We start from the raw sequence: 20,479 nt of genomic DNA, 5'->3' as shown, positions 1-20,479 counted from the left end.
CGTGATCAGCCTATCGGATCACCGCCCGGCCCGACCGCGCCGGGTGAACAGGCTCACCGCGCCCGCGCCAACGTGACACCGAAGAGCGCGTCCGGGTCGGTCCAGAACTCCGTCGCGGCGAAGCCGGCAGTGGCCAGCTCCGCGGCGACCCCCTCCCGGCGGAACTTCGCCGAGACCTCGGTACGCAGCTCCTCCCCCGCCGCGAAATCGACAGTCAGCCCCAGCACCCGCACGCTCATCGGCCGGGTCGCCCGCAACCGCATCTCGATCCACTCGTGGTCGGGATCCCACACGGCGACGTGCTCGAACGCGGCCGGGTCGAAATCGGCGCCCAACTCCCGATTGATCACGTGCAGCACGTTGCGGTTGAACTCGGCGGTGACCCCGGCGGCGTCGTCGTAGGCCGGCACTATCACCGACGGGTCCTTCACCAGGTCCGTGCCGAGCAACAACCAGTCGCCGACCTCCAACGCGGCGCGCATCGCCGTCAGGAACTCGGCCCGCTCGGCGGGCAACAGGTTGCCGATGGTGCCACCGAGGAACACCACCAACCGCCGACCGCCGGTGGGAAGCCGGTCCAGTTGCCTGGTGAAGTCCCCCACGATGCCCCGCACCCGCAGGCCGGGATAGTCGGCCGCGATCTGGGCGGTGGACCCGCGCAGCGCACTGACCGACACGTCGAGGGGGACGAACGTACCCAGCCCACCTCGGCGGGTGAAGGCGTCCAGCAGCAGCCGGGTCTTCTCCGACGAGCCGGAGCCCAACTCGATGAGCGTCTTGGCCCCGGTCAGCGCCGCGATGTCGGGAGCGTGCGCGGCCAGCACGGCCCGCTCGGCCCGGGTCGGGTAGTACTCGGGCAGTCGGGTGATCTCCTCGAAGAGTTCGCTGCCCCGAGCGTCGTAGAACCACTTCGGCGGCAGCCACTTGCGGCCGGCGCTCAGCCCGGCCCGGACGTCGTCGCGCAGGCCACGCTCCAGGTCACCCTCTTCGAGGTAGATCTCCAGGGGTTCCGCGGTCATCGGTTCGCTCCTCTGTTCGCTCAACCGTTGCGTGCCTGCCCGGCGCGGCTCACCGGGGTCGGCAGTGGACGTACCCGCACCTCACCCGCTGTGGCGACGACTAGGTGCCCCTCCGGCACCGACCGCCACCCGGGATCGTCGTCGTGTGGCTCGGAGGCGAGCAGCACCGAACCCGGCGTCTCGCGGACCGACAACGCGTGCCCCGCCACGCTCGCCACCACCCGGTGCCCGTCGGTGAGCAGCAGGTTGAGCCGCGACCCTGGGGCTGCGGCGGCGACATCGGTCACCGTCCGCCCGACCGCCTCGACCGGGTCGGCACCAGCGCGCAACCGATGCCGCACCAGCGCCCAGAGCAGCGCCGAGTCGGTGGAGGCGTCCAGAGTGAGCAGGTCACGCACCGGCAGACCGGCGGCGAGCGGCACCACGGCGTCCGGCCAGCCGCGGACCACACCGTTGTGGCTGAACAGCCACCGCCCCTCGGCGAAGGGCGCCGCCGCGTTGTCGAGCACCGCCATCCCGACTGTGGCCGAGCGGACCGCCGCCACCACCGCCGCGCTGCTGGTGACCGCCGCCAGTTGGGCGATGGTCGGATCGCTCCAGATCGGCTGCGCCCGCCGGTACCGCACCGGCTCACCCTCCCCCGGATACCAGCCGACACCGAACCCGTCAGCGTTGATCGTGCCGCCGCCGCGCATGTCGCGAGGCGCCCAGGACTGCCGCACCAGCGAGTGCGGACTGTCGAACAACAGCTCGGCCAGGGTGACCGGCGGCCCCAGGTAGGCCAGGTGGCGACACATCAGCGCCCCCGGCCCGCCGCCGGGCCGCCGGTCGTGCGGCGACTCACCGGTACGTCTCGTCCGGTCGCGCGTCCCGGGCGCAGCGGAAACCGCTGAAGATCTGACGACGGATCGGATAGTCCCAGTTACGGAAGGTGCCCCGGCAGGCGGAGCGGTCGGTGCCGAACGAGCCACCGCGCAGCACCCGGTAGTCGCCGCCGAAGAAGACCTCCGAGTATTCGCGATAGGGGAACGCGGCGAACCCCGGATGCCCGTCGAACGCGGTCGAGGTCCACTCCCAGACGTCGCCGATGAGCTGGTGCACACCCAACGGCGACGCGCCGGCCGGATACGCGCCCACCGGCGCCGGTCGCAGATGGCGCTGGTCGAGGTTGGCGTGCGCCTCGGTCGGGTCGTCGTCCCCCCAGGGGTAACGACGCGACCGCCCGGTCGCCGGATCCCACCGGGCCGCCTTCTCCCACTCCGCCTCGGTCGGCAGCCGCTTGCCGGCCCACGCCGCGTACGCCTGCGCCTCGTACCAGCACACATGCACCACCGGCTCGTCGGCGCGCACCCGCGCCCACTGACCGAAGCGCCGATACGACCAGTCGTCGCCGTCGGGACGCCAGTGCATCGGGGCGCTCAGCTGCTCCCGAACCCGATGCTCCCAGCCGGCCGCGCTCCACCAGCGCTGCTCGGTGTAGCCGCCGTCGGCGATGAAGGCCGCGTACTGGCCGTTGGTCACGGGGGCGGCGTCGATGACGTACGCCGGGAGGTCGACCCGGTGCGCCGGACGTTCGTTGTCCAACGCCCACGGATCGGTGTCGGTGCCCATGGTGAACTCGCCGGCCGGCACCAGCACCTCCGCGCCGACCCGTACCGACGGCTCGGGCGGCGCCGGGGCGTGCAGCACCGCCGGCCCCGAGCGCAGCTGGTGGGTGGCGAGCATTGTCTCGTCGTGCTGCTGCTCGTGCTGCACGATCATGCCGAAGGCGAACCCGTCGGCGACCAGCGGCCGCTCGGTGAAGGTCACCGCGTCGAGCAGGTCGTGCACCTTGTCCCGAACGGTGGCCAGGTAGGCGCGCGCCTCCGCGGGCGGCAACAGGGGCAGCGTGGGGCGGTCCCGGCGCGGCTGCTTGAACGCGTCGTACAGCTCGTCGATGTCACACCGGACCGGCTCCCGGCCCCCGACGTCCCGGACCAACCAGAGCTCCTCCTGGTTACCGACATGGGCGAGGTCCCAGACCAACGGCGACATCAGCGGTGAGTGCTGGCGGGTCAGGTCGGCGTCGTCGACCACCTCGGTCAGCAACGCGCTGCGGGCGCGGGCCCGGGCCAACTCCACAGCGATGTGGTCGCGCAACCGCTCGCCGTCGACGCGGCCCGCCGTCGAGGCTCGTGACACCGGCTCACTCCTCGCGCTCACTGGTCTCTCCTCTCTGCGGCGGCCCGCCGCTGGCGTATCCCTCGCCGGATCTCGTCGTGGGTGCTGGCCGGCAGCTCCAGTCGGGGCATGGTGCTCACTGCCAGGTCGAGCAGGGCCGCCGCGGCGGCGGCCAGCGGCGGATCGGCCAGGCCGTGCCGGGCGGCGGCCGACCAGCGGTGCGCCACCGGCGCGGCGATCGTGTACGCCTCGCGCACGGTGCCCGGGTCAGCGAACAAGGCGGTCACCACCGCCAGTGGCAGCCGCCAGCCACGATCGGGTTGGGCGTCCAGGTAGCGCAGCTCCAGGTAGCCGCGCGGCCGCACCGGCGGAAAGAGGGTGCTGACGTGGTAGTCGAGGTCATCGGCGGTGGGCGGTTGGGGCAGCGCGCCGTCGAGCCAGTCGGCGAACGTCACCCCGGGCGGCGCGGCCCAGTCGGCGCTGTGCCGGCGCAGACAGAGCAGCGGCGCGGCGAGCACGTAGCTGATCCAGGCGTCGGTCGGATCGTCCGCCGACCGGGAGGGCGACCAGACCGGGCGGGTCCGAGTCGGGTCGATGGCCAGCCAGGCGGCCATCCGGGCGGAGGCCCAACCGGTGCGCCGCCCGGCGTGTCGAGCGGCGGAGGCGAACGCCGCGAGCAGTGGGGGCCCGACCGCGTGGGCCGCGGCCCAGCGGTCAGCGACCTGGTCCGGCTCGCCGGCGTCGAGGCAGATCTGCAGGCCGGCGGTGCTGTACATCATCGTGCGGCCGGCCGGGCCGTGGCGGTCGAAGGCTCCGCGCATCGCGCGGTAACGGGGAGTTTCCACCACCGGGCGGGGCCGTCGGTGGGGGTCGATGCCGCTGCTGCCGAGGATCAGCCCGGCGGCGGCCAGCAGGTCGGTGACCTGGGCGATGTCGGCCTCGGTGGCGCGGATCAACGTGGCGACCGAGGGGCGGGGCGGGGTGGAGATCTCCAACTGGCCACCGGGCTCCAGGGTGACCATGCCGCCGTGTCGCAGCGGCTCGGCTGGGCTGGTGGCATCCAGCGTGGCGGGGCTGTGCCGCCCCAGCGCCGCCCGCAGCCTCGTCGCGTCGACGGGGCGGGCGGGATCGGCGGCGTCGTGCACGGTCCATTCCAGTTCGACGCCGGTGTGGGTGGGTGGGCCGGTCTTGAAGCAGATCCGGGCGAGGTGTCGGACTGCGGCTGCGGACTCGCGCAGGATGGCGCTGCGGTCCAGGTCGGATGACGTCACCAAGGGTCGGGCCCCCTCTCCGATGTGCCGGGTCCGGCACACTGTGCCACCGTAAACCCACCCACCGACACCGTCGGGGGGCGTGCACGGTGCCACCAACCTCTGTCTAACAGACGAATTTCCGAAGGAGGGCGGAACCAAACCGCTCCCAACCGCCAGCCGGTCAGCCGCCGGTGGGGTGGCCCGGTCGCGGCGGTGCCGGCGGGGCCTGCCCCGAAGGGGACAGCTTGCCCTTCGCCGGCGCGGAGGGCGTGACCTTCGCTGGCTCGGACGGCTTCGTCTCGGGTACCAGCCGCTGGCAGTACGCCTCGACCTTGGCGGGTCCGCCAGCGGCGGTCACCAGCTTCTGGAAGGCCGGCGTGCGCAGCGCCTTCTCCCGCTGCTCGGGCTTCTTCGCCCGCCACGCGCGGCACAGTCCGTGCATCTGGCCGACGGTGGTGGGACCGGTCGACGGTGTGGCGGTGACGGACGGCGGCGCGCCCGGCGACGCGACGTCAGGGCCCACCGACCGACCGGGCTCGGTCGACCGGGATGCGCCCTGGTGCGGCGAGGGTGACGGGCGCGACGGTGCCGGCGCGACCGGGTCTGGCTCGCGGTCCCGGGTGACCGCGGCGAAGGCGGCCCCCGCCGTGGCGGTAGCTGCCACCGCGCCGATCCAGGCCACCGCGCCGGTGGTCATCCGGCGACGGCGTGGCCGCTGCGGCACGGCCGGCGCCGGGTTGGCTCGGGCGTTCCGGAACGCGGCCACCGCGGCGTCCTCCCCGGCCAACTCACCCGGGCGGACGGGGCCGGCCGCCGCGGCGAGCAACGCGATCACCGGCTCGACCGGGGGCGCGTGCGAGGTCACCTCAGGTGAGTTCGCGTCCGCCTCCGTGGGCGGGGCGGAGGGGCCCTGATCCAGCGGGGCGTCCACCCAGGCAGGGGCCGAGTCGAGCAGCCGCTCGGTGTCGGCGTGGTCGGCCCGCCGGAACGGGTTCATCGGGAGTCCCCTCACGTCAGCCGTCCGCCGGTTCGACGTGCGATGCCCGCAGGGCGGGGCCACTCCCCGCACGCGGCGGTGGCACCCCCTCGACCCCGACGGAGGACCCGGCCGGGCTCTGCCGCTCGAGCAGGACCGCGAGCCGGCGTAGGCCACGGTGAGCGGCGGTCCGCACGGCGCCGGCCCGGCGGCCCAGCACCCGGCCGGCGGATCCCGCGTCCAGCCCGATCACGGCCCGCAGCAGGACCGCTTCGGCCTCCCGGGGCGGGAGGGTGGCGATCAGCGCGAGGGCGGTCTCGGTGCCGATCGTCTCGCTGGCTCGCTCGGCGGTGTCCGCGTCGCTGGCGAGCTCGACGAGCGCCTGCACCGGGACCGGGAGTGAGGGGCGACGGCGCATCCGGCGCAGGTGGTCCATCGCGCGGTTACGGGCGATGGTGACCGCCCACGCCCGGAACTCGCCCCCGGTGAAGCCGGGCAGGTCACGGGAGATCTGGAGCCAGGTCTCGGAGGCGACGTCCTCGGCGTCGGCCCCGACGAGCGCGGTCAGGTACCGCAGCAGCCCGGGCTGGAGGCTGCGGTAGAGAAAGCGGAACGCCTCCTCGTCCCCGGCCTGCGCGGCGGTCACCACCTCCGACAGGTCGGCGGTCATGCGCGGCCCACGCGTCGTTCGGGGCGGGTCGGCCCGACCAACCGGGCTGGCGCACGCCACGCGGCACGAGTCGTCCGCCCGATCAGCACCAGCACCGCACCGCCCTCCACCGCTTCAGATTGTGCCCGCGACCACGATTGTCGGGGCGGCGTGTCCGGGGCCAACGCCGGGGTGCTCGATTGGCGCGCTGCGCGCCGAGGTAGCCGGGAGGGCCCGAGCCGGGCTAACGCTAAGAGGGGGCTCACGAAGCGACAAGTCGGCGTCGTGTCACGGAAGAGTGACAATTATCAACCCGGCCCGACGGCGCGTCGTCGTAACGGCCGGCACGCAGCAGACGCCAACCACGCCTGTACGGGGTTTCTTGCCACCATCGACGGCCCGAGCGACGGAAATAGTCGCGTTTTGTGACACTACCCTTTCGCAGCGTCATAAAGGGCGAGCGTCCACACAGGTCAGGCCGGATCAGCCGGTCTGAACCGGCCGCCCGGCGGCCCTGCCACGGCGCGCCGCCCCGCGCCACTCTAGGTACGGTAATGCGGTGTTGTCATCGGAGGTCGTGCTCAGCGGTCGCTACCGCTTGGACGAACGTGTCGCCACGGGCGGCATGGGCGACGTTTGGCGTGCCTCCGACCTGATCCTCGGCCGGCAGGTCGCTGTCAAGGTTCTCCTGCCGGCGCTGGTCTCCGATCCCGATTTCATCGCCCGCTTCCGCGCCGAGGCACGGATCATGGCGGCGCTGCGGCACCCCGGCATCGTGCAGGTCTTCGACTGCGGTGCGGACGATCTCCCCGACGGCGGGCGGGCGGACTACCTCGTCATGGAGTTCGTCGCCGGCGAGCCGTTGTCGAAGCGGATCGAGGCGGCCGGGCGGCTCGACGTGGCCGAGACGATGTCGATCGTGGCCCAGGCGGCCGCAGCGCTCAACGCGGCGCATCGCGGCGGCATCGTTCACCGCGACGTCAAGCCCAGCAACCTGCTGGTGCAGGAGGACGGCACCGTCGTCCTGGTGGACTTCGGCGTGGCCCGTTCCACCGACATCACCAGCATCACCAGCACCAACGCGGTGCCGGGCACCGCGCTCTACATGGCTCCCGAGCAGGCCGCCGGTCGACCGGTCAGCGGTGCCACCGACATCTACGCCCTGGGCGCTGTCACCTACTGCTGCCTGACCGGCAGTCCGCCGTTCACCGGTGACAATCCGCTCCAGGTCGCCGTGCGGCACCTGGACGACGAGCCGCCGGAGCTGCCGCACGACATTCCGGAGGCGGTCCGCGCCCTGGTGTCGCGGGCCCTGGCCAAGGATCCGCTGGAGCGGTTCACCAGCGGAGCGGCGATGGCCGAGGCCGCTCGGACGGCGGTCACCGGCGGCGAGCCGCCGACGGCGATGGCCGGGCCGGTCGCGCTGCGCGACGCTGGGCCGGGCACCCGCACTGACGTGCCGGCCGGCGCGGCGGTGGCGGACGGGCGCCAGCGACGGCGGGGTCCGCTCGTCGGCGCGGCGGCGGCCATGCTGGTCGCGCTGGTCGGGCTCGGGGCGGCGCTGGCCGCGACGCGTAACGTCGGCGACGACCCGGCTGTCAATCTGCCGGCCACCTCGCCGACGGTGGCGCCGAGCGGCCCCGTCGACCTGCCCGCGGCCAACGAGCAGATCACCAGTGTCGAGCCGGGCCGGCCGGACCGGCCGCACGTCACCGGCAACTCCCCGTCGGCCTCGGTCTCCGCCACGCCGAGTGTGCAGCCGAGCCAGACCGCCAACTCGCCGACCCCGACGGTGGACGTCACCACGGCGCCGCCCACCAGCGCGGCGCCGACGACGGGCGCGCCGCCGCCGACCAGCGCGCCTCCTGAGCCACCCGCCACCTCCAGCCCGCCGCTCGACCCGGAGGTGCCGGCGGGCGGTTGAGTCGCGCTGTCGCCGACCCCCGCCAGTCCCACAAGCACCGATATCCTCAAAACGGACTTACGGCGCCGAAGACGCCTCTAGGCTCCCAGCAGGCTATTTACACCATCTGCTGCGGGAGCCTGGGTGAGCGCTGAAAAGCTGGTTGTGATCGGTCAGGGGTACGTCGGACTGCCGCTGGCCATGCGGGCCGTCGAGGCGGGGCTCGACGTGGTCGGTCTCGACGTCGACGCCGACCGGGTGAAGCGGCTCGCCTCCGGCGAGTCGTTCATCGAGGACATTCCGGCCGATCGGCTGGGCCGCGCGTTGGGCAGCGGCCGCTACCACCCCAGCACGGAGTACACCGACGCTGACGGGTTCGACATCTGCGTCATCACGGTGCCGACCCCGCTGCGCGACGGGACCCCGGACCTGAGCTTCGTCGAGCAGGCCGGCATCGGTATCGGCCCCTACGTAAGCCCGGGCTGCACGGTGATCTTGGAATCGACCACCTACCCGGGCACCACAGAGGAGCTGCTGCGCCCTCTGCTGGAGTCGGCCAGCGGTCTGACCAGCCCCGGTGACTTCCACCTCGGCTACAGCCCGGAGCGGATCGACCCGGGCAACCCGACCTGGCGCCTGGAGAACACCCCGAAGGTGGTCTCCGGTGTGGACCCGGCGGCGCTGGCCCGGGTGGACGGGTTCTACCAGCGCCTCGTGGAACGCACCATACCGGTGGACTCCACCCGCGTCGCCGAGCTGACCAAGCTGATCGAGAACACCTTCCGCCAGGTCAACATCGCGCTGATCAACGAGCTGACCATGCTCTCGCACCACCTCGACATCGACGTCTGGCAGGCGATCGACGCCGCCTCGACCAAGCCGTTCGGCTTCATGCCGTTCCGGCCCGGCCCCGGCGTCGGCGGGCACTGCCTGCCGATCGACCCGTGCTACCTGTCCTGGCAGGTCAAGCGCCGCCTCGGTAGGCAGTTCCGGTTCATCGAACTGGCCAACGACGTCAACCACGAAATGCCCGAACACGTCGCACAGCGGATCATGGGTGGGCTGAACCGGGACGGCCGGGCCGTCAGCGGCGCCCGACTGCTGCTGCTCGGTCTGGCGTACAAGAAGAACACCGGCGACATGCGCGACTCCCCCGCCGTGGACGTGGCCCGTCGGTTGCAGGCCCTCGGCGCCGAGGTGCACGCCGTCGAGCCGTACGCCGAGGCGCACCAGATCCCCGCCGGGATCACAGTGGTCGGGCTCAGCGAGCGTGAGGTCCGCGCGGCCGACGCGGTGGTGGTGGTCACCGACCATGACACCTTCGACTACGACCTCGTGGTCAGGCACGCCCGCTACGTCTTCGACACCCGCAACCGGTGCGTCGGCCCGATGGTCGAGCGCCTGTAGACCCGGCACCGCTGGCCGGTCCCGCCGCCGGGGAAGATGGCGGGGCCGGCCGGCGGATGTCCGTCCGGTCGCCGGGTCGCGGATCCGGCCGGTCCGGACCGCTAGCGGCTCACTGGTCGGCGAGCGCCTCGACGACCGGGCGGGACAGCGCCCGGCGGGCCGGCAGCACCGAGGCGAGCAGGGCGGCGAGCACCGCGACACCGAGGATCAGCCCGAGCTGGCCGAGCGGCAGCACCACGTGGAAGTCGCCGCCGAGGCGGTCCAGCAGGGCCATCGTGGACGCGCTGACTCCGGTGCCGAGTCCGACTCCGAGCACCGCGCCGACCAGCGCCATCAGCACCGCCTCGACGGCGAGCACCGCGCGCATCCGCCCTCGCGTCAGCCCGACCGCCCGCAGCACGGCGTTCTCCCTGGTCCGTTCGACCACCGACAGGCTCAGGGTGTTCGCCACGCCGACCAGGGCGATCACGACGGCCAGACCGAGCAGCGCGGTGACGAAGGCGAGCAGCATGTCGACAGTGCCGGTGAGCATTTTCTTGTAGGCGCCCTGGTCCATCAGGTTCGCCGTCGGGTAGCGGCCCAGCACCGCGGTGATCGCGTCGCGGGCCCGCTCGGGGCTCACCCCGGCGGCGGGGTCGATCTCGGCCAGGTAGCCGCGCTGGGCGGGGAAGAGCGCCGCGAAGTCCTGGTCGGACAGGTCGATGACGTGACCGGCGGGCACCTCGCCGCCGGGGGTGTCGTCGGTGACCACGGCGGCCACCCGGAACGCCTTCCCTCTGACGGTCACCGGGGAGCCGACCTGCCAGCTGCGGGCCCGCGCCAACTCGCGGTGCACCAGCACCTGCCCCGGCCCGACCCGCTCGGCGTCGCCGGCCAGCACCCCGCTCAGCGTCCGGCCGACCAGCGCCGGGTGGGCCGCGCGGATCTCGACGTCGTCGACGACGGTGCTGCGCTGCTCGTGCACCACACCCAGTTCGGGGCGGGAGGCGAGCTCACCGACGAGCGCGGCCGGCAGGTCCTGACCGATTCCGCTGACCACGAAGTCCGTCCCGATCTGGGCGTCAACGCTGCTTTCGATGCCGTCCTTGGTGCTGCGCGCGCCGACCATGAACGCCGAGACCAGTCCGATACCGATCACCAGCGCGGTGGCTGTCGCGGCGACCCGCCGCGGATTGCGCACCGTGTTGTTGACCGCCAGTTCACCGATGGTGCCGAGCACGCGACGTACCGGCCAGCCGAACACTCGCGCCAGCGCGGGGACGAGCACCGGCCCGAACAGCACGATCCCGAAGAAGGTGAGCACCCCACCGACCGCCACCAGGAGCAGTTGACCGGCGCTGGCGGCGCCGGCCAGCGCTGCCACACCGACGGCGAGGACCACCGCGCCGATGCTCAGTCGAACCCGACCAGCACCCCGGCTGGGCTGCACCGCGGCATCGGTGAGCGCGGCCACCGGGGCGATCCGCGTCCCCCGCCAGGCCGGCAGCAGGGCGGCGCACACGGTGAGCCCGGTGCCCAGCAGCAGGCCGGTGAGCACCGTCGAACCGGTCACTGTCAGCCCACCGGTGACCGGCACGTCCAGTTGGGACAGCAGCAGCCGCAATCCGGCGGCGAGGGCCACCCCGAGCAGCACGCCGAGCGCGGAGGCGACCAGGCCCAGCACCGCCGACTCCAGCACCGTGGACCGGAAGACCTGTCCCCGGGTGGCGCCGATCAGGCGCAGCAGCGCGGTCCGTCGGGTGCGCTGGGCCAGCACGATCGCGAAGGTGTTGGCGATCACGAAGCCGGCCACCACGATCGCGACCCCCACAAAGATCAACAGCAGCATGCGGAACTGGTCCACGTTGCGCACCGCGTCCTCCACCGCCTCGTCGAGGATCTGCTGGCGGCTCTTCACAGTGGCTTCGGCGCCGGACGCGGCGCGTACCTTCTCGGTCAGTGCCGTGACGTCGACGCCCGGTCGGGCCGCCACCATGATCCGGCCGTAGCCCCGCTCGCCGGTGAGGGCCAAGGCGTCCGACCCGACCAGGCCGACGAACGGGCCGCCGACGTCGCGGGAGGTGCCGGCCACGTCGACGGTGCCCACCACTGTGTACGGGCGGGCCGCCCCACCGGTGGCGCCGATCCGGACCGACGCACCGAGCCCGAAGCCCTGCTCGGCGGCCGTCGGCGCGTCGAGCACCACCTCCCCGGCCCGGTCGGGCAACCGGCCGGTCACCACGTCGTACGAGCGCAGCGCGTCCTCGGTGGGGATGGCGACGAGCATGGTGAAGCCGAGCACCGGCCGACCGTCGGCTCCGACGATCCCGGCGGTGTTTGTCAACTCACCGGCTGCGGCGGCCACCCCGTCGACCGCTCGCACCCGGTCGACCAGCGCCGGGGGCAACACCTGGCGGCCGGCCGAGTAGACACCCAGGTCGGTGTGGCGGTCGAAGGTGCCGGCCCGCTCGTACGCCCCGGTCCGCATCCCGTCGACGAAGATCATCGTGCCGGCGACGAACGCGACGCCGAGCACGACGGCGAGCGCCGAGAGCAGCATGCGCAGCGCCTCGGCACGCAACGAGCGCAGGGTCAGGCGGATCATGCGGGGCTCCCGGTGCAGGTGGCGGATCGGACCCCTCCGACGCTATGGCCGGCCCCGGTCTGTCGATCTCCACCTGCGCGCTCGACCTGCGTGCGCCCCGGGTCGCGGTGCGCCCGCCGGCCGCTACGACCCAGGTCGTACGCCGTGTCATCCGCCGGGCGTGACCAGCCCACTCTCGTACGCCAGGACCACCGCCTGGACCCGGTCGCGCAGCTGGAGTTTCGCCAGGATCCGCCCGACGTGGGTCTTCACCGTCGCCTCGGCCACGTGCACCCGGGCGGCGATCTCCGCGTTCGACAGCCCCTGGGCGACCAGCAGCAGCACCTCCCGTTCCCGTTCGGTGAGCTGCGCGAGTCGAGGGTCGGCGCTCGGGGCGGCGCCGAGCTGCCCGGCGAACCGGTCCAGCAGGCGCCGGGTGATCGACGGAGCCACCACCGAGTCGCCCTGGGCCACCACCCGGATCGCGGCCAGCAGCTCTTCCGGCGGGACGTTCTTGAGCAGGAAGCCACTCGCGCCGGCCTGCAACGCCGCGAACGCGTCCGCCTCGGTGTCGAAGGTGGTCAGCACCAGCACCCGAGGGCCACCCGAGGGCCGCTCGGCGCAGAGTCGACGGGTCGCCTCCACCCCGTCCATGGTGGGCATCCGGATGTCCATCACGACCACGTCGGCCTCGGTGCGGGCGAGCACCCGCAGGGCGTCCGCGCCGTCGATCGCCTCCCCGACGACCTCCAGGTCGGGCTGGGATTCCAGCACCATCCGGAACCCGGCGCGGACCAGCGCCTGGTCGTCCACGATCACTACCCGGACCGTCATGCCGCGATCACCTCCGTTGCCGGCTCTGACGGTAGCGGCAGCCGAACCTCGACCTGCCAGCCCCCGGTCAGCCGGGGACCGGCGGTGAGACTGCCGTCGTACACGGTCACCCGCTCCCGCATGCCGAGCAGGCCGTGACCGCCGGACGGCGCCGGGCTGACCAGCGGACGGCCGCGACCGTCGTCGACCACCCGGACCACGACGGCCTCGGCGGTGTACGACAGGACGACCTCGACGCCGGCGCCGACGCCGGCGTGCTTGAGCGCGTTGGTCAACGCCTCCTGCACCACCCGGTAGACGGTCAGCTCCAGGCCCGGCGGCAGGGCCGGTGGCGCACCGGTGACGGTTCTGCGGACGTGCAGACCGGCGTCGTCGAACCGGGCCAGCAGGTCGGGCAGTTCGGCCAGCGCGAGGCGTCGGTGCTCGGGGTCGGCCGCCACCGCCAGCCCGTCGGCCCCGTCCGCGCCGGCCGGGCCGGCGTCGCGCAGAACGCCGACCAGCCGGCGCATCTCCTCCAGCGCCTGCCGGCCGGTGTCCGCGACCACCTTCACGGCGGTGCGCGCCTGGGCGGGGTCGCGGTCGAGCATGAACCGGGCCCCGTCCGCCTGGACGATCATCACGGCCATGCTGTGGGCGACCACGTCGTGCAGCTCACGGGCGATCCGGGTGCGTTCCTCGGCGACCGCCGCCCGGGACTCCGCCTCCCGCTCGCGTTCGAGTGTGGTGGCCCGCTCCTCGAGGCTGAGCACGTAGAGCCGGCGGGTCCGCACGTTCAGCGCGACCAGCCACACCGCCCCGGTGACCAGCGCGTACCACAGCGCGGTCACCCACCACTGGATGACATTGGGGGTCTGCGCGGCGGCCAGCAGCACGCCGACGGCCGCGACCGCGCCGGCCAGGACGCCGTCGCGCAGCCGCCGGCCGTACTTCACCACGCTGTAGAGCGCGATCAGGACGGCCACGTCGTAGATGAGCGGACCCCAGCGGGCGATCACCTGGATCAGGGCGAGCACCGCGACCGCCACCGTCACCGCGCTCGGGTGGGTGCGGCGGAACAGCAACGCCACAGCCATCCCCAGGCCGACCGCCGTGGCCGCCCAGCCGCCCGGCTGGTTCACCGCCGCTGCCACTGAGACGAGGACCACCAGGGCGGCGACGGCCACGTCGAAGGCGACGCCGCGCAGCGGGCGGCCGAACACTGTGCGTCTCACGGTCACCCAGCGTACGTGCCGGGACGCTCGGGCCTCGCGCCCCGCGCCTGGGCTCAGCCGCCGAGGATCTCGCGCATGCGGTCGATTTCGACGGTCTGCTCGGTGGCGACGGAGTTGGCGAACTCGTTGAGCGTCAGGTCGGAGCCGACGGTGAGCAGGTTGGTGGCCATCTCGATGGCACCCTGGTGGTGCTCGGTCATCATCCGGACGAAGAGCCTGTCGAAGTCCGCGCCACGGGCCGCGGTGAGCTGCCGCATCGCCTCTGGCGACTGCATGCCGCGCATGGTGCCGTGGTCGTGCCCCTGCGCCTCGGCCGGGAGGCCACGGGTCTGCAGCCAGCCGCGCATCATGCCCATCTCCGGCCCCTGGCTGGCCCGGATGCGCTCGGCGATGGCCCGGATGTCGGGGTCGGCGGCCCGTTCGGGGGCGAGCTCCGCCATCGCCAGCGCCTGTGCGTGGTGCGGAATCATCATCCGCACGAACCAGACGTCCAGCGAGTTGTGCGGGGCGGGGCCGGCGTCGCGGACCTCGTGCGCCGGGCGGGTGGCCGCGGTCTCGCCCGGCCGGCCGGGCGCGATGACTGTCAGGTCGGTGGGGACGGGGCTGACCGTCGGCGACGCGGCGGAGGTGGCGGGCGCGGAGACCGGCTGCGGTGCGCTCGTACCGGTGTCGCCGTCGAGGCGGATCACCATGAACACCACAAGCGGCAACACGAGAGCCAGTGTGACGCCCGCCAGGATGCGTGCGCGCCGGTTGGTCATGGGCCACTCCCTGCAGTCGAGGTCACCGCGATGCTATCCATTGAAGAACCCGCTTTCATGTGATCCAGCTCACATCGACGTTCTTCGTCGGACTGTAACGTGTCAACCATCGTCTCCCCCTTGCGAAGGGCCCCGCCGATGATCAGATTCCACAAGCCACGGTTACGACAACTGCGTGTCGTGGCGCTCGCCACGACCGGCCTCCTCGTCGCCAGCGCCCTCGTCGCCCCGGCGAGCAACGCCCAGTCGGTGCCGCAGGCGGCCCCGGCCCCCGCGCTCACCAACACGATCCCCGGCGTCGACGAGATCGTGAGCAGTCCCAACCTGCGCCAGATCGCCAACCTGCCCAAGGTCGCCCCGCTGGACTCCACAAACAGCGACATCGCCTTCCAGGGCAAGTACGCGTTCGCCGGCAACTACAACGGCTTCGTCATCTACGACATCTCGCGGCCCAGCGCTCCGAAGGTCAAGGCCCGGGTGCTCTGCCCCGGGTCGCAGAACGACATCTCCGTCCACGGCGACCTGCTCTTCCTCTCCACCGACTCGTCACGCAGCGACGACTCCTGCAACAGCACCACGCAGGGAGCGGACGTGAAGGGCTCGTGGGAGGGCATCAAGGTCTTCGACATCAAGGACAAGGCCAACCCGCGCTACATCAAGTCCGTCGAGACGGCCTGCGGCTCGCACACCCACACCCTGGTGCCGGGCAAGGACCGCAAGGCGATCTACCTGTACGTCTCGTCGTACAGCCCGCGGGCCGAATTCCCGGACTGCCAGCCGCCGCACGACTCGATCTCCATCATCAAGGTGCCGGTGAAGAAGCCGACCGACGCGGCAGTGGTCGCGACGCCGAACCTCTTCCCGGACGGTGGCTTCCCCGGCAGCCAGACCGGCTCGGCGACCACCGGTTGCCACGACATCACCGCCTACCCGTCGAAGGACCTGGCCGCCGGCGCCTGCATGGGTGACGGCATCCTGCTCGACATCAAGAACCGCGAGGCCCCCCGGGTCATCAACCGGGTCCGGGACGAGGTCAACTTCGCGTTCTGGCACTCGGCCACCTTCAACAACGCCGGCACCAAGGTGATCTTCACCGACGAGCTGGGTGGTGGCGGGGCGGCGACCTGCAACGAGACCGTCGGCCCGAACCGCGGCGCGGACGCCATCTACGACATCGCCGGCCGTGGCAACGCCCGGACGATGACCTTCCGCAGCTACTACAAGATCCCCCGGGCCAACGCCGACACCGAGAACTGCGTGGCGCACAACGGCTCGCTGATCCCGGTGCTCGGCAAGGACATCATGGTCCAGGCGTGGTACCAGGGTGGCATCTCGGTGTTCGACTTCACCGACTCGGCCAACCCGAAGGAGATCGCCTTCTGGGAGCGCGGCCCGCTCTCGGCCGACACGTTCGTCGGCGGCGGCACCTGGTCCGCGTACTACTACAACGGCCACATCTACTCCAACGACATGGTGAAGGGCCTGGACGTCCTGGAGCTGAACGACTGGCGTACCTGGTCGGCCAAGCTGACCCGCTACCAGGAGCTCAACGTGCAGACCCAGCCCAGCTACCTGGGCTGGTAGGCACCACGCACCACGCCGGGCCCGGTCCCCGAACCTTCGGGGGCCGGGCCCGTGCCGTTGCGACGCCAGGCCCCCCGGGTACGGGCGCGGTGGGGCCCGTCACCAGGACGGGGGTTGCGAACAAGCTGGCCAGACGCTGTGCCAACGTGAGCAGACGTGACAGTTGCCGCCCCGCCCGAGCCGACCACGCGCCGACGGCCCCACCCGCTGGACCTGGTGGCTGCCGTCCTCGCCGTGGTGGGCGCGGCCTGCGCGCTGAGCGGGCTGCTCCCCCGCGCGGAGACCACCGCCACCCTGCAGCGGATCCTGCCGCTGCTGGTGTTCCTCGGCACCGTGATCGTGCTCGCCGAGCTGACCGCCGTGGCCGGTGTCTTCGACGTGCTGGCCAGCCGACTGGCCATCGCCTCCCGGGGCAGGTGGGCGGCACTGTTCCTGCTCTGCGGTGGTCTCGCCACGCTGACCACCCTCGTGCTCAACCTCGACACCACCGCCGTGCTGCTCACCCCGGTGCTGCTCGCGCTGGCCCGGAACCTGCGGATCCCCGCCGCCCCGCTCGCCGTCACCACTGTCTGGCTGGCGAACACCGCGAGCCTGCTGCTGCCGGTGTCCAACCTGACCAACCTGCTCGCCGCCGACCGGGTCGGGCTGGCCCCTCTGGCGTACGCGGCCAGGATGGCGTTGCCGCAGCTCGCCGCCGTGACGGTCACCATGGCCCTGCTCTGGTTCGGGTGGTGGCGGCGACAGCGGCCCGCCGGTGGACGCTTCGTCCCGCCGACCCGGCACGTGCCGGCCGACCCGGTGCTGCACCGTACGGCGCTCGCCGGTTGCCTGATCTTCGTCGCCGGCATCCTCGCCGGCGTGGAGATCGAGATCGCCTCCACCGTCGGGCTGGTGCTGGTGCTGGTCGGGTTCCTGCTCCGCTCCCCCGCCACACTGCGCCCGGGGCTGATCCCGGTGCGCCTGCTGTTCTTCGTCACCGGCCTGTTCCTGGTGGTGCAGACCCTCGGCCGGCACGGGCTGGACGACCTGGTCGGCACCCTGGTCGGCGCCGACGGTGGCGCGCTGGGCGCCCTGCGCGCCGGTGGAACCGGGGCGCTGCTCGCCAACGCGGTGAACAACCTGCCCGCCTACCTGGCCGGCGAGTCGGTGCTGCCGGCCGGTGACCACACCCGCCTGCTGGCCCTGCTGATCGGCACCAACGTCGGGCCGCTGGCCGCCCCCTGGGCGTCACTGGCCACCCTGCTGTGGTTCGAGCGCTGCCGGGCGGCAGGGGTGGCGGTGCCGGTGACCCGGTTCGTGCTGACCAGCACCCTGCTCGCGGTCACCGCGACGCTCGCCGCGGTCGGCGCGCTGCTGCTGGTGAGCTGAACGCGCATCCCTGACACCGTGTCAGCGTCGAGCGTGGCGTGCGGTGCGGCCGTCAGTGGCGGGCCGGGCGCGGGCCGACCAGCCGGCGGACCACCGGAGCGGCGTTCCACTTGGCCGCGCCGACCAGGTCACGGGCGTGCTCCAGGACCGTGTAGTCGGGTCGGGTCAGCCCGTCGGCGATGGCCCGGTCCAGGTCGTTGCCGCAGCGGCTCAACACCGTGTCGAAGTCCCGACGGACCGGCTCCTGCAGGTCGTAGCCGAAGGAGCGGTGCAGCCTGGCGAAGAGCGGCTTGTAGAGCCGGACCCGCTCGTGCAGCCCCGACGAGTACGACATCGGGTTCTTCGGACGGCGGAGGATGTAGTCGGGCAGCACGTCGGCGAACGCCCGCCGGACGATCCACTTCTCCTGCCCGTGGCGCAGCTTCAGATCCACCGGCAACCGCATCGCCAGTTCCACCACGCTGAGGTCGAGGAACGGCACCCGGGCCTCCACGCCGTGTGCCATGGCGGCCCGGTCGACCCGCTGCAACTCGGTGCGGCACAGGTTGCGGATCCGGTGCAGAAACAGTCGGCGGGCCGCCGCCGGGGCGACCTGGTGGTACATCGGGTACCCGCCGAACAGCTCGTCGGAGCCGTCGCCGGTCAGCACCACCTTGATGCCCAGGTCGCGCAGCCGCCGGAAGATCGGCACCGAGACGACCGCGTTGATGATGTCGCCGTACTCGGTCAGCTCGGAGACCCGGATGGCCTCGCGGACGTCGGCGAGCCGGATGTCGCGCGGTCGCAGCTCGACCACCACGTGCGGCACGTCGAGATCGGCGGCGAGCCGCCGCGCGTACGCCACGTCGGGGCTGTCCGCGACACCGACGGTCACCGCTACGCAGTCCGGGTGGATGTCGCGCACCTGCCGCAGGGTCAACGAGCTGTCCAGCCCACCGGAGAGCACCACCCCGACGGTCAGGTCGGTCTCCACCCGCATGCGGATCGCGTCGCTGAGCGCGGCGCGGACCAGCAGCGCGGCCTCGTCCGGGTCGTCGATGACCGGCAGTCCGTCGCCGATGGTGAACAGGTCGACGTACGGGCTCAGTCGGACGTGCCCGTCCGCGTCCGCCCAGCCGTGGTGCCCGGGCGGCACCTCGGCGATCGGGGCGCCGTGCCCGACGAGCGCCTTGACCTCGGAGGCGAGGTGCAGGCAGCCGGGTCGACGGGACCAGTACAGCGGTTTCACCCCGAGCGGGTCGCGAGCCAGGTACGCCCGGCCGGTGGCTCGTTCGACGACCGCGAAGGCGTACTCACCGCGCAGCCGGGTCACCGCCGCCTCGCCCCACTGCTGGAACGCGGCGAGCAGCACCTCGGTGTCGCTCTCGGTGCGGAAGGCCTGGCCCAGGCGGGTCAACTGCGCGCGCAACTCCCGGTAGTTGAAGATCTCGCCGTTGAAGCAGAGCAGCCAACGCTCGTCGGTCGACGTCCACGGTTGCACCGCCCGGTCCCGGTCGACGACCCGCAGCCGGCGGGTGCCGGCGAGCAGTCCGCTCTCGGACCGGGTCTCGGTGACCTCACCGCGCGGGGCCAGCGCGGCGAGCATCCGGCGGAAGGTCGCCGGGTCGGCCTCGGGGCCGATGCTCAACGCGATGCCGCACACCGGCTCAGACCCCCATCTCGGCCTCGTACGCCCGACGTAGCCGACGCCGGGCGGTGGGCGCGAGACACAGGTGCCAGGCCTGCCCCTCGTCGATCACGTTCAGCTCACCGGCCTCCTGCCGGCTCAGCAGCAGCTCCGCGAGGGCGTCCCGCGCGCCGAAACGCTCGAACCAGGCCAGCTCGACGTCGGCCGAGTAGCCGAGGCAGTGCCCACTGGGCAGCATCGCCGCGTAGCCCAGACGGCGCAGCCGGTACTGGTGCTCGGCGCTGCGGACCAGGCTGGTCACCCAGAGCGACGGGGTGGCTGGGGGCGCGACAGCGGTGAACTCCCGTCCGATGTCGTTGAGCAGGGCCACCACCTCGCGTCGGGCGCGGCGAAACAGCAGCCCCGCGGTGCGCGGGGTGGCGTCGGGCCGCAGCCGGCGACGCAGCCCGCGGGCGGCCCGGCCCAGCATGGTCGCGGGCTGCTCCTGGTAGCGGAAGCGCAGCAGGTCGCGGCGGCGCAGCCACTCCAGGTCGACAAGCTCGGCGCTGCCGTTGACCTGGTCGTCGGTGACGAAGGTCGGCGCGTCCTGCCACCACAGCACGTCGATGCGGGAGAGCAGGTAGATCCGGACCAGCGCGCTGAGGTCACCCGCCGAGGTGCGATCGTTCGGTTGGTAGCGGGCCATCTCCAGCAGCAGCGTCTCGCGTGCGCCGATCAGCCCCTGCGGGGTGGCGTCGAGGACGGCGGCGAGCGCCGGCTCCCGCAGCCGCTCGTCGATGAGCACCTGCCGGGCCCGGGTGCTCGCCGCGTCGGCCAGGGCACCGACCTCGACCAGCAGTTCGGCGACGGCGGCCCGGTAAGCGGGCAGGTCGGGGGCGGGGGCGGGAACGCGGCGGGGGGTCGCGCCGGAGGGTCGGCGGCGGGCCGGAGCGGTGGGCGACGGAGGCGAGCCGGGCTGCTGTCCCGGGCTACGGCTGGGCACTCGCATGACGGGTCCCTCTCTCCGGTCACGGCACTGGGTGGTTCGCCCTGAAACACACCGTAATCATCGGGACCGTAACGGACCGAACATTCCTCCTATTTCCCCCCAACGGAGCGTGGACATTGCACTCGCCCCGGGGTGTGATCGTTGGTCCGGTGCCTTTGGAGCTGATGTCGTCAACG

At 72.6% G+C, this 20,479-nt stretch carries 16 protein-coding genes; 4 read left to right on the top strand and 12 right to left on the bottom strand.

From position 1 onward, the window contains the following. Positions 1-53 precede the first annotated feature (53 nt). From egtD to MED01_RS31085, 6 genes are all read right to left on the bottom strand, one after another. Positions 54-1,019, bottom strand: coding sequence for an L-histidine N(alpha)-methyltransferase (gene egtD, locus MED01_RS31110; RefSeq protein ID WP_238672036.1), 966 nt, complete (start codon positions 1,017-1,019; stop codon positions 54-56). A 20-nt stretch (positions 1,020-1,039) separates the two neighbouring features. Then, positions 1,040-1,816, bottom strand: coding sequence for an ergothioneine biosynthesis protein EgtC (egtC, locus tag MED01_RS31105; RefSeq protein WP_238672035.1), 777 nt, complete (start codon positions 1,814-1,816; stop codon positions 1,040-1,042). A gap of 43 nt (positions 1,817-1,859) precedes the next feature. Beyond that, on the bottom strand, positions 1,860-3,200 hold the full coding sequence (gene egtB / locus MED01_RS31100) for an ergothioneine biosynthesis protein EgtB (protein WP_238672034.1): 1,341 nt from the start codon (positions 3,198-3,200) through the stop codon (positions 1,860-1,862). 17 nt (positions 3,201-3,217) lie between these two features. Further along, complete coding sequence (egtA, locus tag MED01_RS31095) at positions 3,218-4,453, bottom strand: ergothioneine biosynthesis glutamate--cysteine ligase EgtA (RefSeq protein WP_238672033.1); 1,236 nt, start codon at positions 4,451-4,453, stop codon at positions 3,218-3,220. A gap of 160 nt (positions 4,454-4,613) precedes the next feature. Further along, the gene (locus tag MED01_RS31090; RefSeq protein ID WP_238672032.1) at positions 4,614-5,429 is read right to left on the bottom strand and encodes a hypothetical protein; all 816 of its coding nucleotides are present in this window, start codon (positions 5,427-5,429) and stop codon (positions 4,614-4,616) included. Between the two features lie 16 nt (positions 5,430-5,445). Continuing rightward, positions 5,446-6,078: an RNA polymerase sigma factor gene (locus tag MED01_RS31085; RefSeq protein WP_238672031.1), complete on the bottom strand. Its 633-nt coding sequence runs from the start codon at positions 6,076-6,078 to the stop codon at positions 5,446-5,448. 538 nt (positions 6,079-6,616) lie between these two features. Between MED01_RS31085 and MED01_RS31080 the strand changes: the two genes are divergently transcribed. Next, a complete protein-coding gene (locus MED01_RS31080) occupies positions 6,617-7,981 on the top strand; it encodes a serine/threonine-protein kinase (RefSeq protein WP_238672030.1) in 1,365 nt (454 codons plus the stop codon). Positions 7,982-8,104: 123 nt separating this feature from the next. Further along, a complete protein-coding gene (locus tag MED01_RS31075) occupies positions 8,105-9,367 on the top strand; it encodes a nucleotide sugar dehydrogenase (RefSeq protein ID WP_238672029.1) in 1,263 nt (420 codons plus the stop codon). A gap of 109 nt (positions 9,368-9,476) precedes the next feature. Here the strand turns inward: MED01_RS31075 and MED01_RS31070 are convergent, their stop codons facing one another. The 4 genes from MED01_RS31070 to MED01_RS31055 all read right to left on the bottom strand — a co-directional run bounded on the left by MED01_RS31070 (position 9,477) and on the right by MED01_RS31055 (position 14,736). Further along, positions 9,477-11,951: an ABC transporter permease gene (locus MED01_RS31070; RefSeq protein ID WP_238672028.1), complete on the bottom strand. Its 2,475-nt coding sequence runs from the start codon at positions 11,949-11,951 to the stop codon at positions 9,477-9,479. Positions 11,952-12,098: 147 nt separating this feature from the next. Next, positions 12,099-12,764: a response regulator gene (locus tag MED01_RS31065; RefSeq protein ID WP_238672027.1), complete on the bottom strand. Its 666-nt coding sequence runs from the start codon at positions 12,762-12,764 to the stop codon at positions 12,099-12,101. Continuing rightward, a complete protein-coding gene (locus tag MED01_RS31060) occupies positions 12,761-13,981 on the bottom strand; it encodes a sensor histidine kinase (RefSeq protein WP_238672026.1) in 1,221 nt (406 codons plus the stop codon). Before MED01_RS31060 ends, MED01_RS31065 begins: the two co-directional genes overlap by 4 nt. Positions 13,982-14,028: 47 nt before the next feature. Next, the gene (locus MED01_RS31055) at positions 14,029-14,736 is read right to left on the bottom strand and encodes a DUF305 domain-containing protein (protein WP_238672025.1); all 708 of its coding nucleotides are present in this window, start codon (positions 14,734-14,736) and stop codon (positions 14,029-14,031) included. Between the two features lie 138 nt (positions 14,737-14,874). Here MED01_RS31055 and MED01_RS31050 point away from each other — a divergent pair, with 138 nt between their 5' ends. Together MED01_RS31050 and MED01_RS31045 are read left to right on the top strand one after the other, a co-directional pair. After that, positions 14,875-16,320 (top strand): LVIVD repeat-containing protein, encoded by a 1,446-nt coding sequence (locus MED01_RS31050; RefSeq protein ID WP_238672024.1) that lies wholly within the window; start codon positions 14,875-14,877, stop codon positions 16,318-16,320. 156 nt (positions 16,321-16,476) lie between these two features. Further along, on the top strand, positions 16,477-17,688 hold the full coding sequence (locus tag MED01_RS31045) for an ArsB/NhaD family transporter (protein ID WP_238672023.1): 1,212 nt from the start codon (positions 16,477-16,479) through the stop codon (positions 17,686-17,688). 52 nt (positions 17,689-17,740) lie between these two features. On the opposite strand, the gene MED01_RS31040 is transcribed toward MED01_RS31045, so the two are convergent. Next, entirely contained in the window at positions 17,741-19,330 is a 1,590-nt protein-coding gene (locus tag MED01_RS31040) for an asparagine synthetase B family protein (RefSeq protein ID WP_238672022.1), read from the bottom strand. 4 nt (positions 19,331-19,334) lie between these two features. Then, on the bottom strand, positions 19,335-20,303 hold the full coding sequence (locus MED01_RS31035) for a DUF5715 family protein (RefSeq protein WP_238672021.1): 969 nt from the start codon (positions 20,301-20,303) through the stop codon (positions 19,335-19,337). Positions 20,304-20,479 lie beyond the last annotated feature (176 nt).

The organism is Micromonospora alfalfae, assembly GCF_022230925.1.
Lineage (GTDB): Bacteria > Actinomycetota > Actinomycetes > Mycobacteriales > Micromonosporaceae > Micromonospora > Micromonospora alfalfae.
This window is presented reverse-complemented; position numbering and strand designations above follow the sequence as displayed.